This is a genomic window from Sinorhizobium sp. BJ1, assembly GCF_002531555.1.
GTDB classification, from domain to species: domain Bacteria; phylum Pseudomonadota; class Alphaproteobacteria; order Rhizobiales; family Rhizobiaceae; genus Sinorhizobium; species Sinorhizobium fredii_B.
Genome location: NZ_NWTH01000023.1, coordinates 24,365 through 38,011, shown reverse-complemented (window position 1 = coordinate 38,011; position 13,647 = coordinate 24,365). Strand labels below are relative to the sequence as shown.

Sequence of the window (13,647 nt, the reverse complement as noted above, 5' to 3'; positions counted from 1 at the left end):
TAGATGGAGACAGTATGCTCGTCTGTGGCATCAAGTTGACCCATGACGGGGCTATTGCCCTTGTCGAGGATGGACGGCTCGTCTTCTGCATTGAGCAGGAGAAGCGTGATAACAATCCCCGATATCAAGCAATCGATAATCTCGATGCTGTTGTGGCCGCTCTGGCGGAAAACGGGCTCAATGCGCGAGATGTTGATCAGTTTGTTATTGACGGCTGGGACGGTGAGGTCGAGTCGCAGTTTCAGGTCCTCAGTGGGGTGACTCCCCTTGTCCTCAAAGGCGCGCCCTACGTTGAGCGCCATGCCGAGGGACTTCTCGATTGGGTTGGCGGCTCCGGCCTCACGCTTGGTGATCGGGTTTTTAGCTACAGAAGCTATCCCCATGTGACGAACCATGTGACGTCTGCATACTGCACCAGCCCCTTTGCCAAGTCCGGAGAGCCTGCGCTTTGCTTGGTGTGGGACGGCTGCATATTTCCGCGTCTATACTATGTAGACGGCAGCCGAGCTCGCTTCGTCAAATCTTTGTTCCCGGTGACAGGCCAGGCCTACGCTGTCGCGGGCCATTACTTCGGCCCGTATAAGCAGGCGAGCCGCGGGAGTTGGGATCTCGGCGTGGCCGGTAAGCTGATGGCCTTTATCGCACTAGGGTCAGTTGATGAACGCATCGTTGCTGTGTTTCAGAAGCTCTACGACGAACACTTTGCCGGCGATACGGCCGCTGCCTATACCTTCCGCGCAAACATCAACAACGCGGAATCCTCACTTGCGGCCGTGCATGATTTTTTCGCTGCCAGCGCGCTCCAATTGGGCGCAGAAGCGCCCGAAGATGTGCTTGCATCGTATCATTGTTTCCTCGAACGTCTCCTCGTCAATGAAATGGCGAATGCCTTGCAGCACCTTGCCCTTCCAGGAGCACGCAATCTGTGCATAGCTGGCGGCTGCGGACTCAATATCAAATGGAACAGTGCACTGCGCGAGACGGGCCTGTTCGATTCGGTCTGGGTACCGCCCTTTCCTAATGACAGCGGCTCTGCGATTGGTGCAGCTTGCTCTGACATAGTGGCACAGCATTGGTTCGTGCCGTTGGACTGGTCAGTCTACAGCGGCCCGAGTCTGCAAGCGGGCGATGTACCGGCCGGATGGGACCCTAGCCCCTGCAGTATCTCGGAGCTTGCGGCAATCCTCGCCAGCAACAAACCCGTGGTTTTCCTTTCTGGACGCAGTGAGCTTGGACCACGGGCATTGGGAGCAAGAAGTATTCTGGCTGCCGCGACCTCGCCGGAAATGAAGGATTACCTCAACGAAATCAAATTCCGCGAACACTTCCGCCCAGTGGCGCCGATATGCCTGGAAGACCGTGCGCCGGATATATTTAGCCCCGGAACGCCCGATCCATACATGTTGTTCGATCATCAGACGAAGATGGCGTGGCAGGAAAAAGTTCCTGCTGTTGTACACCTCGACGGGTCTGCGCGGCTGCAAACTATTTCCAGGACCTCTCAGCATAAGGTCGCCGAGGTACTCGTCGAATATGAAAGGCTCACGGGCATTCCGTTGCTTTGCAACACAAGTGCTAATTACCATGGCCGTGGCTTCTTCCCGAGTGCGGCTGCAGCCTGCGAGTGGGGACGCGTTGAACACATATGGTGCGACGGCCTACTATACAGGAAAACGCACGCTACCGCGTAAGTCCGATCGACGCGGTCTTCGCGCAAGATGAGCGTATGTCTAATGCATTCCGTATGCGGAGTTGCTGCTCCCGGCGAAAGGGTCACTCTTCCACCGGGGAGCAGCAACTCTATGTACGCACAATTTGAATTTCGAGTTCCCCATTTTCGTTTTATCCAAGCGCTCGTGTATCATTGAGCAGGCAGGTCCTGTAAGCGCCCCCTGGTGCGAGCAGGTCTATGCCGGTGGCTGCGCGGTAAAATGCTTGCCGCGGTGCGCGCCCCGCTGACCACCGAGGCTTCAGCCCAAGCGTGATCTTCAATCAGCTTCAGGATAAATACGAACCCGTAAGCCACCGCCCGCTTCCAGCAGTTCGGCCCGATACGGCACGCCGCGGATGTTGATATACGTCGGGCGCCCGGCTTCCGGCATGAGGTGCTCCCCCTCTAGTGTACGGACAAGGTAACGTGGAAGCCAGCGTTCGCGGTGCTGCCATCCCCCGCGGATAAGAAACCCAAGGTCCGCTATAGGCTGACGGGATGGCCCTGCTTCATTCATCGGCCTCGCGCGCGGATGATGGATGAGACGAATGTCCCTGCGGCCCCCCGGTCCCAAGGTGATCGAGTAACGCTCACGGTTGATCTCGACCTGCCTTAGACCGAATCGGTTTGGCAGCAGATTGATGTTTTCCAGTACGTCGATCACGACATCCGAGCCCGGTTGGGAGCCGTGGCGCCAAATCTCGCCAATGATAGGTCCGGTATCCGGAATCTCCTGAGGGGTCCCCGATGGCGACGGCGGTCTGGCAAAGTCAGGCTCCGGCGCAGAATGAGCATTGTCACGCAATTCATACGGCGTGGGCGGATTCAAATTAATTATCGGCTCAAGACCGCCGTAAATATCTGAGGACGGACGCCTTGCAGATGATGGTGACGCAGGTTCTTGCATCTGCTCCCCAAACCAGGCCCAAGCGCCCGTGCTCGGGGTGGCTGGGGTAGCCGGAAGATCCTGCAGCGTGCCCGGCTGCGGGCCAAGCTGTGGCCTGAACGAGGACGATGCGGAGTCTTGCATCTGGTGTCTGCGGTTTGATCCTCATACTGCTCAACATCTCTGGCCAGCTCGCACAGGACCCTCAAGCGATTGAGGAATTTAAAAAAACTTTCCCGCCGCAGTGGCGGAAATTGCCGACGGAGCCGCCAAAGGCAAACGAATAGGACGAGGCGCGCATCGGCCAGAAGAACAAGATCACGAGGCGCTGGGCCAAGCGTGGAACGCGACCCTCAGCACCGCACGACCAGCGAACCCGATCAGCCTACATCTTCGGCGCCATCTGCCCGAAGCTTGGAAAAGCGGCAGCGCTGGTCATGCCATGGTGCGACACCTACGCCATGACGCAGCATTTGGCCGAAATTTGCCCGTCATGTCGCCTGCGATGCGCATGCCGTCCTCATCGTGGATCAGGCTGGTTGGCATATGTCCAACACTCTCCTCGTACCAGAAAACATCACGATCCTGCCGCTGCCGCCAAAATCGCCCGAACTCAACCGGTCGAAAACCTCTGGCTCTTCATGCGCGAGAACTGGCTATCGAACCGCGTCTTCAAATCCTATGAAGACATCGTCGCTCATTGCTGCGACGCATGGCGCAAGCTCGAAAGCCAGCCTTGGCGCATCATGTCTATCGGGCGCAGAGATTGGGCATATGGGTTCTGATCAATGGGAATCCGTATTAGCGAGCAACTTCGGATCGAGGTGAAGGCGAAGATCCGCAAGCGCTATTTGCCCGCAAGTAGACGCCCGTGATTTCGAAAAATCGCCAGCGATTGGGAATGGCATCTGGTCTGATTAGGCAGTGGCGGTTTTGCGAAGTTGAAGGACAGCAGGTCATTGGATATCGGCATCTTCGATGCGCTGAGGCAGTTCTGTGAGGGCATGGCGCAATCGCCAACGGCTCGACGCCACAGGCGCGACAGGTCAGCACCACGCTGGATGACGGCGCTGGCCCCCAGCCGTCGACAGTATCGCTGAACTGGTAGCTCACTGGCTATGGGAAAGGACCCGCAGTTCGCTCGTCGCCCCGATCTTCAGGTGCCGCCTTCTTGCTCGCTTGATCGCGCTTCAAGCTCTTTCAAAATCGAATGTTGAATTTTGCCCGACGCTGTTCGCGGCAATTCTCTGGTGAAAATGAACTCCCGCGGGACCTTGAACCGGGCGACCTGCGACTGTGCATACGCCGCCAATGCTTCCGCTTCGATCCGTGCCTCCGCCCGCCTGATCACATAGGCGACCGGCACTTCGCCCCAGCGCGAATCCGGTCGACCCACGACAGCGCATTCCTCGACATCGGGGTGCTCCCCGAGTACACGCTCGACTTCGGCCGGATAGATGTTTTCTCCGCCGGAAATGATGAGGTTCTTTTTGCGATCGCGGACCCAGAAATGACCGTCGGTATCGCAGTGCCCGATATCGCCAGTGCGATACCAGCCGTCACGCAGTGCCTCGCGGGTGGCTTGCTGGTCGCCCCAATATTCACAGAAAACATTCGGGCCGCGCACTGCGATTTCGCCTAGAGCACCCGCGGGCAACTCCTTACCGGCGTCATCGATGATCATCGCCTCGCAGCATAGGCCCGTTAAGCCAGTGGACTCGCAGCGCGAGTGTTCACTCCCAAGCCTCGTATAGATGGCGATGGGACAAGTTTCTGTGGAGCCGTAGATCTGCAGGACCGGCACCCCACGCACGGTAACGCGTTCGATCAGAGCCTGAGACACGATCGTCGAGCCAGTCGAAACAGCCTTCAAGGAGGACAGGTCGGCGGTCCACCATTCGGCGTGGTCGGTCAATGCTTGGATGGTTGTCGGCACCAATGCCGTAAGCGTTGGCCGGCGGTGCTCGAAAGCAGAAAGTGTCTCACCCGCCGCAAATCGGGAATGAATAGTGACTGTCGCACCATGGTGCAAAGCCGGAGTGGTCTGAATGTTGAGCCCACCCACGTGAAAGAATGGCAATACCGACAACACATGATCTGCCGATGTCAGAGCATGCATGTGCTGACTCATCACCCCATTCCAGAGCAATGCTTCCTGTCGGAGGACCGCGCCTTTCGGTCGCCCGGTAGTGCCAGAAGTGTAGACGATCATTAGCGGGCACCTCAAGTCTGCATGTGGGTTCCGGCTATCGCCGCTGCCTTTGTCCAACAGGTTACCCCATGTGTTCCCGCGACGGGGCGCGAAGTCCAGGCCGACGACTGAGGTGTCGGGCAGTGTGTGTGCCAGATGCGGCAGTAGCGCGTTGAACTCTCGCTCGAGCACCAGGACCTTTGCTCCCGCATTGGACAAGATGAAGAGCTGCTCAGGCACCGCGAGCCGCCAATTCAAAGGCACGAAAATCGCGCCAAGGCGCGCACAGGCATAGAGAAGAATCAGATAATCAGGCCGGTTCAGGCTGAGGATGGCGACGCGGTCGCCTTTAGTCACTCCGAGCTCGTTCTTCAGGACGCGCGCGGCTTGGGCGATGCGTCGGCTCAAAGCGGCGTAGCTCAAGGTCTCGCCCTTGAAATGAATTGCGGGTTTGTTCGGAGTAAACGCCGCATTGCGGTCAATGAGTGTGCAAAGATCCATTGTCACTTATCCCTTCTGTCTGAAGCCGCATGAGACTTTTGCCGACCCGGGCAACGCCATGCGACCTTTTGAGCGATTGAGGTACGGGTGATTTCAGCTTTGGCTGGGCTGCAACTCCTCAATGTGGGCCGTTAGTGCCTCAATTGAGACGCAGTTTTGTGCACGAGACGTTTGTGGTCAGCCAGGCACGGGAGCGAAATGAAACGAAGCTCAAGCATGCAGACGCCCATTTGTCTGGGCCGGCGCTACGCATTTATGTTCCCCTCGAGGTCTTCTGCCGAGGCCTTCGTCGCCTGCCCCAGTTGAACATGCAGGGCGGCGATCTCCTTTAATGCCCCGCTGAGTTCGTCGCGGGTGGGCCCACCCAAGCAAAGACGAATGCCGCTTTGATCATTTCCGGCGGACAGAGAGACAGCAGGATCGGTGACGATTATTCCGCGTTGGCGGGCTGCGTTGGCAAGCGCGACCGCCGCAGAGTTGCCCATCGACAGAAACATGTGGAACCCGCTGCCGATCCACGCATCGCCCATCGAGGCGAAGATCGAAGCTGCTAGCTTGTTTCGAACAATGGCTTCCGCGCTCGCGGTTTTCGAGATATGTGATGCCACCCCATCCGCTATCCATTTGTGGATGACAAGCCTGGATATTGGAGAGTCAGTCGCACCGTGTGCACGGAGCACGCGCACCAGATTATCCAGCTGATGAGACGGAGCAATCAGAACACCAAGGCGCAGCCCCGGTGTGAGCAGCTTGGCAAAGCTGTTTATGTAATAGGTTCGTTCAGGCGCCAGATCGAGAAAGCAAATGCGATCACGTGCAGCGAAGGCTGCGTACACGTCGTCTTCGATTATCAATATATCTTCGCGCTTGCAAATAGCGGCAAGGTCCTTGATCCGTGACCGAGACATCGTCTTGCCGGTTGGATTCTGCGCAGTCGGATTGGTGAACAACACGAGGCGCTTCTTTCTCGAAGCGACCTCGCATGCGATCCGCCCGAGGGCGTCTGGTAGGAGGCCTTCTCGATCAGCCTCAATTCCGACCAATTCAATGCCGAGCAAATGTGCAATCTTCACGAGCCCCGGGAACGGCAACTCATCAGTACCTAAGCAAATATTCGGTGCGACCAATGCGGTCAGCACCGTCGAGAGCGCATGTTGACCGCCATTGCAAAAGATCATGCGTTCGGCGTCGGCCGAGGTGCAATAGTGCTGAAGCCATCCAGCAATCGCCATACGATGATCTAGGGTTCCCTTCGGAAAATTACTTGCTCCGAAGGAGTCTGCATCAATGGTCGTCGCAAGCGAGGCCAACGTCCCGCTCAGCAATTGTTCCGAAATGACATTCGGAGGCACGTTTAAGCTCAGATCGACCATTTTTCTGGTGGTCAGGATTTTGTTCGTCGCGAACATTCCACGTCCATGGAAAGGTGAGGCAAGGCCTTGGCGCGCCAAGAGCCCATAGGCCTTTGTCACCGTGCCCAACCCCACTCCCAGTCGGTAGCTCAGGTCCCGCTGCGCCGGCAGGCGGGATCCGGGAGCGATTTTGCCGTTTACGAGGTCCTCCGCGATTGCGGCCGCCAGCCGTTGGTACGCTGGCTCATCGCCGGGTGCGATCCAAGGCTGCCAAGGTGATTTCATCAGCATGCAGATATCCAAAAAAGTGTCACGCAACACAATAAGTGTGGCGTCCATAGTGTCTTCCGGTGTAGATTCCGCACTTTCTTGCCAAGTAACGGAGAGTAGGAGGTAGATCATAAGTGAACCATACAGTATCTCGTGCAGTGTGGGCGGAGAAACGACGCCACGTCAAGCATGAATTGACAATGCTCAAGACCGTATTCACTACGCGAATTTCTTAATTCGCTGAACTAATCCTAAATAAATAAATAAATGACCTGAAGTGGCGATGGTGGTGTGACATTGGGCGTGAAAGTGAAATCGACCCGCTTTCGATGTCTGGGGCTACCCCGCTCGAAGAAGATTCAAGCCATGCAAAACGCATCCGAGACGCACCCATGGAACAGGCGCGCTGCGTCTCTACGGTCCGCCCGCCACCCATGGAGCATTACGACCAACCGCATTGTGTCACGCCAAGTGGGCCTTCTATGCAAACGCTAAACGAGTCACCGGCGCTCCTCAGGGATCACGGCCGGCTCCGGTTTGCTGCGGAGACGCCACTTCGCCCATCAGGGCATCGACCACAAGAAGCCTGTCAATTTTGAATGCGTTCCGTAGGAGATTGCAGGCGGCAAGACGGGAAATTGGGCCGGTACAAAGCGCCCGCAAAAAATGGGGAAGCCGAATCCCAGTCCGGTTAGAGAAATAATCGAGTGCAAAAACTACCCCTTAATACTGTTCTGATCGCAAATAGAGGCGAGATTGCCGTACGCATCATCAAGACCCTGCGCGAGCTGGAACTGCGCTCCGCAATCGTTTGCCACGACCTCGATGCGGGAGCGCCGGCGGTTTCGATGGCCGACATGGCCATTGCCGTAAGCGGTCGCACGCCAGTTTCGGCCTATCTTGATACCGCACAAATCATCGCTGCCGCGCGCGAGGCGAATGTCGGGCGATTCACCCAGGCTATGGATTCCTGTCAGAGAATGCGGAGTTCGCGAGGACGGTGGTCGAGTCTGGGTTCGCCTTCGTCGGGCCCACTCCTGAGAGCATCCAACTAATGGGCGACAAGATCCGGGCCCGCAACTTCGTTCAGCGGAACGGATTTCCAGTCGTGCCTTCGGCGATCGAAGAAGATGACCCTGCAACGTTCATCCTCAGGGCGCGATCCATTGGAGCGCCTTTGCTGGTAAAAGCATCGGCCGGCGGCGGCGGCGAGGGCATGCGGATCGTCCGCGACCTCGATACCTTGGAGCAAGCCATCGCGCAGGCACGCAGTGAGGCGCAGCGCTACTTCAGGGATGGTCGGCTCTACATCGAACGATACATCGAAAAGCCGCGGCATATCGAAGTGCAGGTGCTCGGCGATTGCTTCGGAAACGTTGTTCATTTGTTCGAGCGGGAATGCTCGGTGCAGCGCAGATTTCAGAAGGTCATAGAGGAGGCGCCCGCGTCAACGCTTCCCCCGGGGTTGCGCGAGAGAATCTGTGAAACTGCCGTGGACATCTGTCGAGCCGCTAACTATCGAAACGCAGGCACGGTGGAATTCATCGTTGATGGAGAAGAGTTCTATTTCCTCGAGATGAATACGCGCCTGCAGGTAGAGCATCCCGTTACCGAAATGATCACTGGCATCGATATTGTTGCCGAACAACTCTATGTCGCCGCAGGTCAAGAGCTTAGATTTTCGCAGCAAGACATCGTGTCGACAGGACACGCAATCGAAGCCAGGGTGTATGCTGAAGCTCCTGCACGCGACTTTGCTCCCACGACGGGGAAGATACTGGTGCTCGACTATCCCGGCGGTCCAGGCCTACGGATCGACATTGGCATCTCTCAAGGTCAGCAGATAACGACAGCCTTCGATTCCCTGTTGGCAAAGGTGATCGTACATTCGCGCACGCGTGATGGGGCTGCGCTAAAGATCGAACGTGCGATGCGGGGGTTGGTGCTCCTCGGCTGCGAAACTAACGCGAGCTTTCTCGAGCGAGTCCTTGCCGAAGAGCAATTTCTAAGCGGACAGGTCCATACTGGATATCTCGACGGAAATCCGCAGCTGGCCGCTGGCGAATCTGCATGCGACCTGTCGACGTTCTTGGCAGCCGCGGCTCTCCTGACGAGACCAGTTCGCGAGGTGCCGTACCCGAGCTTCACGCCTCCCTGGGCGGTTGGAGAAACGCGTGAACCACCTTTTCGAGCATGAAGGTGCAGATTATCAGTTGTGGCTTTCGCGCTGTCAGCGGGGATACCGCCTGCATTTGGGCAACGAAGTACTCGCAGTCGACTTCTCCCACCAGGGCGACAGCGGAGGTCTTCTTACCATTACCGGCGCAAGCGAGCCGGTCAGGTTCGCTATCGATGGTGACATAATTCATCTGCATATTCGCGGGCGCACGCGCATTCTGCGCTACCGAGACCCGTTGTCAGCGCATGCTCTCGTGAAAAAGGATGCAGGTCACCTCATGGCGCGCGCACCAATGCCAGGTGTCGTGGTTAAAACGTCGGTTATGCCCGGCGAAGCGGTTACCACAGGCACCGCCCTGATGGTTATCGAGAGCATGAAACTGGAAAGCGTCATACGCTCGCCCCAGGAGGGCGTGGTCGACCGAATTCACTTCAATGAAGGCGAGTGCTTCGAGCGCGACGCGGTGCTGGTTACGATCACACAGGAAGGGCATTGAGATGCAGCGGCTCGCGTCTCTTATTGATGTGAACTCGCAAGAATTTCGCCTCAACGAGCACCACAACAGACGACTTGTGACCGAATTTAAGGAGCGCCAGCGTGCGGTCCGTTTCGATCGTCCCGAGCGCGACCTCGAGCGCCTGCGGCGGCAAAACAAGCTTTTTGTTCGTGACCGGGTCGAGGCTTTGCTCGATCCAGAAACTCCTTTCCTCGAACTTTCGACACTGGCTGCGAACGAGGCTTACGACGGAGGGGTGCCAAGCGCAGCGCAAGTCGTCGGCACCGGCATCGTCGCGGGACGCGAGGTGATAGTTCACGCAGATGACTCGAGCGTGAAGGGTGGAGCATGGTATCCGCTGTCGGTCAAGAAGATCGTCCGATCCTTGGATATAGCAATCGAAAATCGCCTGCCAGTCGTTCATCTTTGCGACTGTGGCGGTGGATTTCTGCCTATGCAGGCGGAGTTCTTCGCGGATCGCCACCACGCGGGCAGAATCTTCCGCAACCAATCCATTCTCTCGAAGATGGGCGTACCGCAGGTCGCCATCGTGATGGGACATTGCATAGCGGGAGGGGCCTACGTCCCTGCGCTTAGCGATTACAACATAATCGTCCAGGAAAGCGGAGCGATATTTCTCGGCGGCCCATCGATTGTTAAAGTCGCGACTGGCCAGCACGTGTCCGTCGACGACCTCGGCGGCGCTGACATGCAAACCAGTGTATCGGGAACGGCCGACTATCTCGCGGACTCAGAGATGCACGCGATCGCGATCGCCCGCGACATAGTCGCCCGGTTCAGTCGTCCAGAAAAAATCTCGCTCGATAGAGTCGCTCCGGAGCCGCCTGCCTATGATGCGTCGGAACTATACGGCATCATTCCAAGAGATGCTCGAATGCACTTTGATATGCGGGAGATTCTCGCGCGCTTGGTCGATGGCAGCAGGTTCCATGAATACCAGCCCCGCTACGGCCGATCTCTGGTGTGCGGGTTTGCGCGCCTTCATGGATACCAAATCGGTGTTCTGGCGAATAATGGCGTGCTGTTCGACGACAGTGCGCTCAAGGGCGCTCACTTCATCCAATTGTGCGATACGAATGGGACGCCCCTGTTATTCTCGCAGAACATCACCGGCTTCATGGTCGGCAGTGAATATGAGCGGCGTGGCATCACCAAAAATGGCGCCAAGCTACTCATGGCTGTGTCCGGAGCGGCGGTGCCCAAATTTACGGTCATATGTAGCCATTCTCACGGTGCGGGAAACTTCGCTATGGCAGGGCGCGCTTTCGATCCGCGTGTTTTGTTCAGTTGGCCGCAGGCTCAGATTTCAGCCATGGGTGCCGATCAAGCGACGCGAGTGCTTACGGATGTCAAGGCGAAGCAACTGGCGGTCGACGGTAAGCAGTTGTCGGCGCAGGAGTACGAGACCACCAGACAGTCGATCTTGGAAGAGTATCGGGAGCGGTCAAGCGCATATTACGCAACGTCCGAGATTTGGGATGACGGGATTCTTGATCCTGTCGACACTAGAAACGCGCTCGCAATCGCCGTAAGTGCTTCGCTCAATGCTCCCATCGAGACGCCACGTTATGGCATTTTTAGGATGTAGCGGTTCCAAATTTCTGAGTGTCGGTGGTAAACCGGCTCACAGATTATGGCTATGACCTGCATGTCGGAGGGCTGGCCGCCTTGTCGCTCAGTGGCCATGCTCGCTACCTGCCCGCGGGCAGCAGAGAAAACCGTCTATCTCTATTCGGAAAAAGCACCAAGCTGTTTGACCCATTGCCGCTGACGGCGCGGCTCTTCATACGGCAGCACGCGGCTCTTCGATAAAGCAAGTCTGGGGGTCAACGATACCGACGTCAACCTCAGCGTGGACAGCAACCTGGCGTTCAGCCCACGGTATGGCCTCTAAAAGCCGCCAGCGATGAACGCGCGATCCTCGAAGCGCTTGATGAATTGCCCCCGATAACGACATTCGAGAGCCTTAGATATCTGAGACCGCATCGCCTGACCGCTTTGCTAAAGGCTGCCGGAAGGTTCAGGTCAAAAAGCTCTTCTTTGTTTTCGCGGACAAGCACGCTCGCGCCTGGCGAAAGCACATCAACGCGTCGCAGGTGGACCTGAGGGAAAGCGAATAACCACAGCAACACGGTCGGCAGGAGATCCAGCAATTTCCCGGCCGCGGCAACCAGGGGCGCGGTCTCTGCGACCGGGCGGAGGGGCGGGACGTGGAGATCAGCTCTTCCTTGGCCTGGGCCAAAAGGTAGCGATAGGAAGGTGCCGCGAAGATCAGGCGCCAATTGCCGGCCGTGGAGGAACCAGCGCGACACCGCTCGGCTGTGTCCCGGCCCAGCTCCTCCCGGCTGAAGCCCACCATAGCCGGCCGTGACATCGCCGATTTCGATGATTTCGTCGCAGAGGTAGTCGAGGTCGGTCGTTTCGGTGTCGACAATCACACCCTGCCGCGGGCGTTGTGGCCGAGCCCCTTTAGGAACTCCAACTCCAGCGCCTGCTTGCCGACCAGCCGCTCCAGCGCTGGGATCCGGGCCAAGTATTCCGGGATGAGGTCGCCCGCCTGCGCATCTTCGTCAAATGCGCCTTGCTCGTACTTCTGAACCCAGATAAGGATAAGGTTGCGCGACACGTCGTGGCGGGCGTCTGCCGATAGGCTATATCCAATCAGAGAGGACTCTTAGCAGGGGGTTTTGACCTGCTCTCATTCCAGTTCTTCAATGGTGGTGCGCAGGGACCAGACCGCAATTAGCAGCAGGGGAAGGCCAACCAGATTTAATGTAACCCAACCTGCATTTGCCATCAATGCACCCGCCGCAAAGGAGGCCGCTACGTTAGCCGAGTAGACCAGCATGGCGTTAAACCCCTGCGCCTTTGTTTTAAGGGCAGGCGAGTAAGTGCTGGCGAGCAACAAAGTGCCGCCGTTGAACATGAAGTTCCAGCCGATACCCGACAGACCCAACTCAAGGATATACATTGTCAGAGTTTGTTCTGTGACGGCGCTCAGTATGCATCCGACGGCACTGGCGAACACCCCCAGCAGCACCAATCCCCGCAAGCCGATGTACTTTATCAGAATGGGATTGAAAAAAGACGGTAGGTACATCAAGGCGAAGTGCGCTTGGAGTACCGTTGCTGAGTCATGGACGCTGAGGCCGGAGTGATGGATGGACAGCGGCGCGGCATTCATCGTCAAAGTCATGACTGCGAAGCCGATGGCACAGATCAGACTGACCCTCAGAAAGGGTCCGCCCAGTATCAGTGTGTCGGCCGGGTGTTTGTCTGGTGCTCCGGGCTTTTTGTCGCGGCCCAGATCGGCGGACAGTAAGAGTTGGGACAAGGCCAGGGCGACACACACCAGAGACAATACCATAAAAGCGCCGGCGTAAGGAGCCTCCGGCACGGCCTCGGCGAACCGGCCGCCGAGGTACGGTCCGGCGATGCCGCCCGCGACACCAGCACCGGTGACTATGGCTACGGCGATGGCTCTCTCCGCCGGATCTTTAGCGGCGTCGATGGCCGCGAAGCGGTAATATTGACCGAAGGCGCTAAAGATACCGAGCAAGAATGTGCCCAGCACCAGCAGCGGAAAGTTGTGCACTACCATTGCCATCATTGCAGTGGCGCCGCCAACGATGCCTACACCGGCTTTGAACATGAATCCGCATCGCCGGCCGAGCCGTCCCATCAGTGTGGACGCAGGATAGATCATGATTAGCGTGCCTATGACCGTGGCGGTCACTGGAAGAGTGCTAAGCGTTGGATAGGGGGCAAGGAAATTGCCGGACAGACTTGACACCGATGTCAGCAAAGACACCACGGTACTGGTGAGCGCTTGCCCAATCGCTAGGACTATTACATCGTGAGGCGTCGGCATTTCGATGTCTCTGAATCGTAAGGGGTGAGGGTGTGGCGCGGGAACCACCGGCCGTCTCTACCTGGGCCAAGAGACTCCACCGCAAGTGCGGCAGTCCGTGCCACTAGCGGCAATGCGGCGATGTGCCGCTGACCACTCCAGCACGGTCGGAACAAGCTGCAATTCATCC

Annotated in this window: 8 protein-coding genes and 6 pseudogenes; 7 read left to right on the top strand and 7 right to left on the bottom strand. The window is 57.5% G+C overall.

The features are described from left to right. Positions 1-14 precede the first annotated feature (14 nt). Positions 15-1,691: a nodulation protein NodU gene (nodU, locus tag CO676_RS24165; protein WP_097522952.1), complete on the top strand. Its 1,677-nt coding sequence runs from the start codon at positions 15-17 to the stop codon at positions 1,689-1,691. A 297-nt stretch (positions 1,692-1,988) separates the two neighbouring features. Here the strand turns inward: nodU and CO676_RS35750 are convergent, their stop codons facing one another. Beyond that, a complete protein-coding gene (locus CO676_RS35750; protein ID WP_210202634.1) occupies positions 1,989-2,375 on the bottom strand; it encodes a hypothetical protein in 387 nt (128 codons plus the stop codon). 416 nt (positions 2,376-2,791) lie between these two features. Between CO676_RS35750 and CO676_RS36260 the strand changes: the two are divergent. Continuing rightward, positions 2,792-3,382, top strand: a pseudogene (locus tag CO676_RS36260) (IS630 family transposase); the annotation flags it as partial. Positions 3,383-3,444: 62 nt separating this feature from the next. Here CO676_RS36260 and CO676_RS36255 read toward each other — a convergent pair. The 3 genes and pseudogenes from CO676_RS36255 to CO676_RS24155 form a co-directional block, all read right to left on the bottom strand. Beyond that, positions 3,445-3,707 (bottom strand): annotated as a pseudogene (locus tag CO676_RS36255) (transposase domain-containing protein); the annotation flags it as partial. A 46-nt stretch (positions 3,708-3,753) separates the two neighbouring features. Then, complete coding sequence (locus tag CO676_RS24160) at positions 3,754-5,289, bottom strand: AMP-binding protein (RefSeq protein WP_097522951.1); 1,536 nt, start codon at positions 5,287-5,289, stop codon at positions 3,754-3,756. A gap of 245 nt (positions 5,290-5,534) precedes the next feature. Further along, positions 5,535-6,980 (bottom strand): PLP-dependent aminotransferase family protein, encoded by a 1,446-nt coding sequence (locus CO676_RS24155; RefSeq protein WP_179875626.1) that lies wholly within the window; start codon positions 6,978-6,980, stop codon positions 5,535-5,537. A 638-nt stretch (positions 6,981-7,618) separates the two neighbouring features. Here CO676_RS24155 and CO676_RS36250 point away from each other — a divergent pair. The 5 genes and pseudogenes from CO676_RS36250 to CO676_RS24140 all read left to right on the top strand — a co-directional run. Beyond that, a pseudogene (locus CO676_RS36250) lies at positions 7,619-7,795 on the top strand (biotin carboxylase N-terminal domain-containing protein); the annotation flags it as partial. A 65-nt stretch (positions 7,796-7,860) separates the two neighbouring features. Beyond that, positions 7,861-7,905 (top strand): annotated as a pseudogene (locus CO676_RS37035) (biotin carboxylase N-terminal domain-containing protein); the annotation flags it as partial. Between the two features lie 60 nt (positions 7,906-7,965). Further along, positions 7,966-9,108: an ATP-grasp domain-containing protein gene (locus CO676_RS24150; RefSeq protein WP_245424407.1), complete on the top strand. Its 1,143-nt coding sequence runs from the start codon at positions 7,966-7,968 to the stop codon at positions 9,106-9,108. Next, complete coding sequence (locus CO676_RS24145; RefSeq protein WP_097522949.1) at positions 9,086-9,586, top strand: biotin/lipoyl-containing protein; 501 nt, start codon at positions 9,086-9,088, stop codon at positions 9,584-9,586. Before CO676_RS24150 ends, CO676_RS24145 begins: the two co-directional genes overlap by 23 nt. 1 nt (position 9,587) lies before the next feature. After that, a complete protein-coding gene (locus CO676_RS24140; protein WP_097522948.1) occupies positions 9,588-11,195 on the top strand; it encodes a carboxyl transferase domain-containing protein in 1,608 nt (535 codons plus the stop codon). Between the two features lie 754 nt (positions 11,196-11,949). Here the strand turns inward: CO676_RS24140 and CO676_RS36240 are convergent. From CO676_RS36240 to CO676_RS24125, 3 genes and pseudogenes are all read right to left on the bottom strand, one after another. Further along, positions 11,950-12,069: pseudogene (locus tag CO676_RS36240) on the bottom strand (3'-5' exonuclease); the annotation flags it as partial. A 2-nt stretch (positions 12,070-12,071) separates the two neighbouring features. Continuing rightward, positions 12,072-12,245, bottom strand: a pseudogene (locus CO676_RS24130) (helix-turn-helix domain-containing protein); the annotation flags it as partial. 60 nt (positions 12,246-12,305) lie between these two features. Continuing rightward, positions 12,306-13,478: an MFS transporter gene (locus CO676_RS24125; protein WP_097522947.1), complete on the bottom strand. Its 1,173-nt coding sequence runs from the start codon at positions 13,476-13,478 to the stop codon at positions 12,306-12,308. Positions 13,479-13,647: the final 169 nt, after the last annotated feature.

What these genes read in the sequence shown, in the direction of transcription:
- nodU (WP_097522952.1), top strand. Translation starts at nt 15, where the DNA reads ATGCTCGTCTGTGGCATCAAGTTGACCCATGACGGGGCTATTGCCCTT.
- CO676_RS24160 (WP_097522951.1), bottom strand. Translation starts at nt 5,289, where the DNA reads ATGGATCTTTGCACACTCATTGACCGCAATGCGGCGTTTACTCCGAAC.
- CO676_RS24155 (WP_179875626.1), bottom strand. Translation starts at nt 6,980, where the DNA reads ATGGACGCCACACTTATTGTGTTGCGTGACACTTTTTTGGATATCTGC.
- CO676_RS24150 (WP_245424407.1), top strand. Translation starts at nt 7,966, where the DNA reads ATGGGCGACAAGATCCGGGCCCGCAACTTCGTTCAGCGGAACGGATTT.
- CO676_RS24140 (WP_097522948.1), top strand. Translation starts at nt 9,588, where the DNA reads ATGCAGCGGCTCGCGTCTCTTATTGATGTGAACTCGCAAGAATTTCGC.
- CO676_RS24125 (WP_097522947.1), bottom strand. Translation starts at nt 13,478, where the DNA reads ATGCCGACGCCTCACGATGTAATAGTCCTAGCGATTGGGCAAGCGCTC.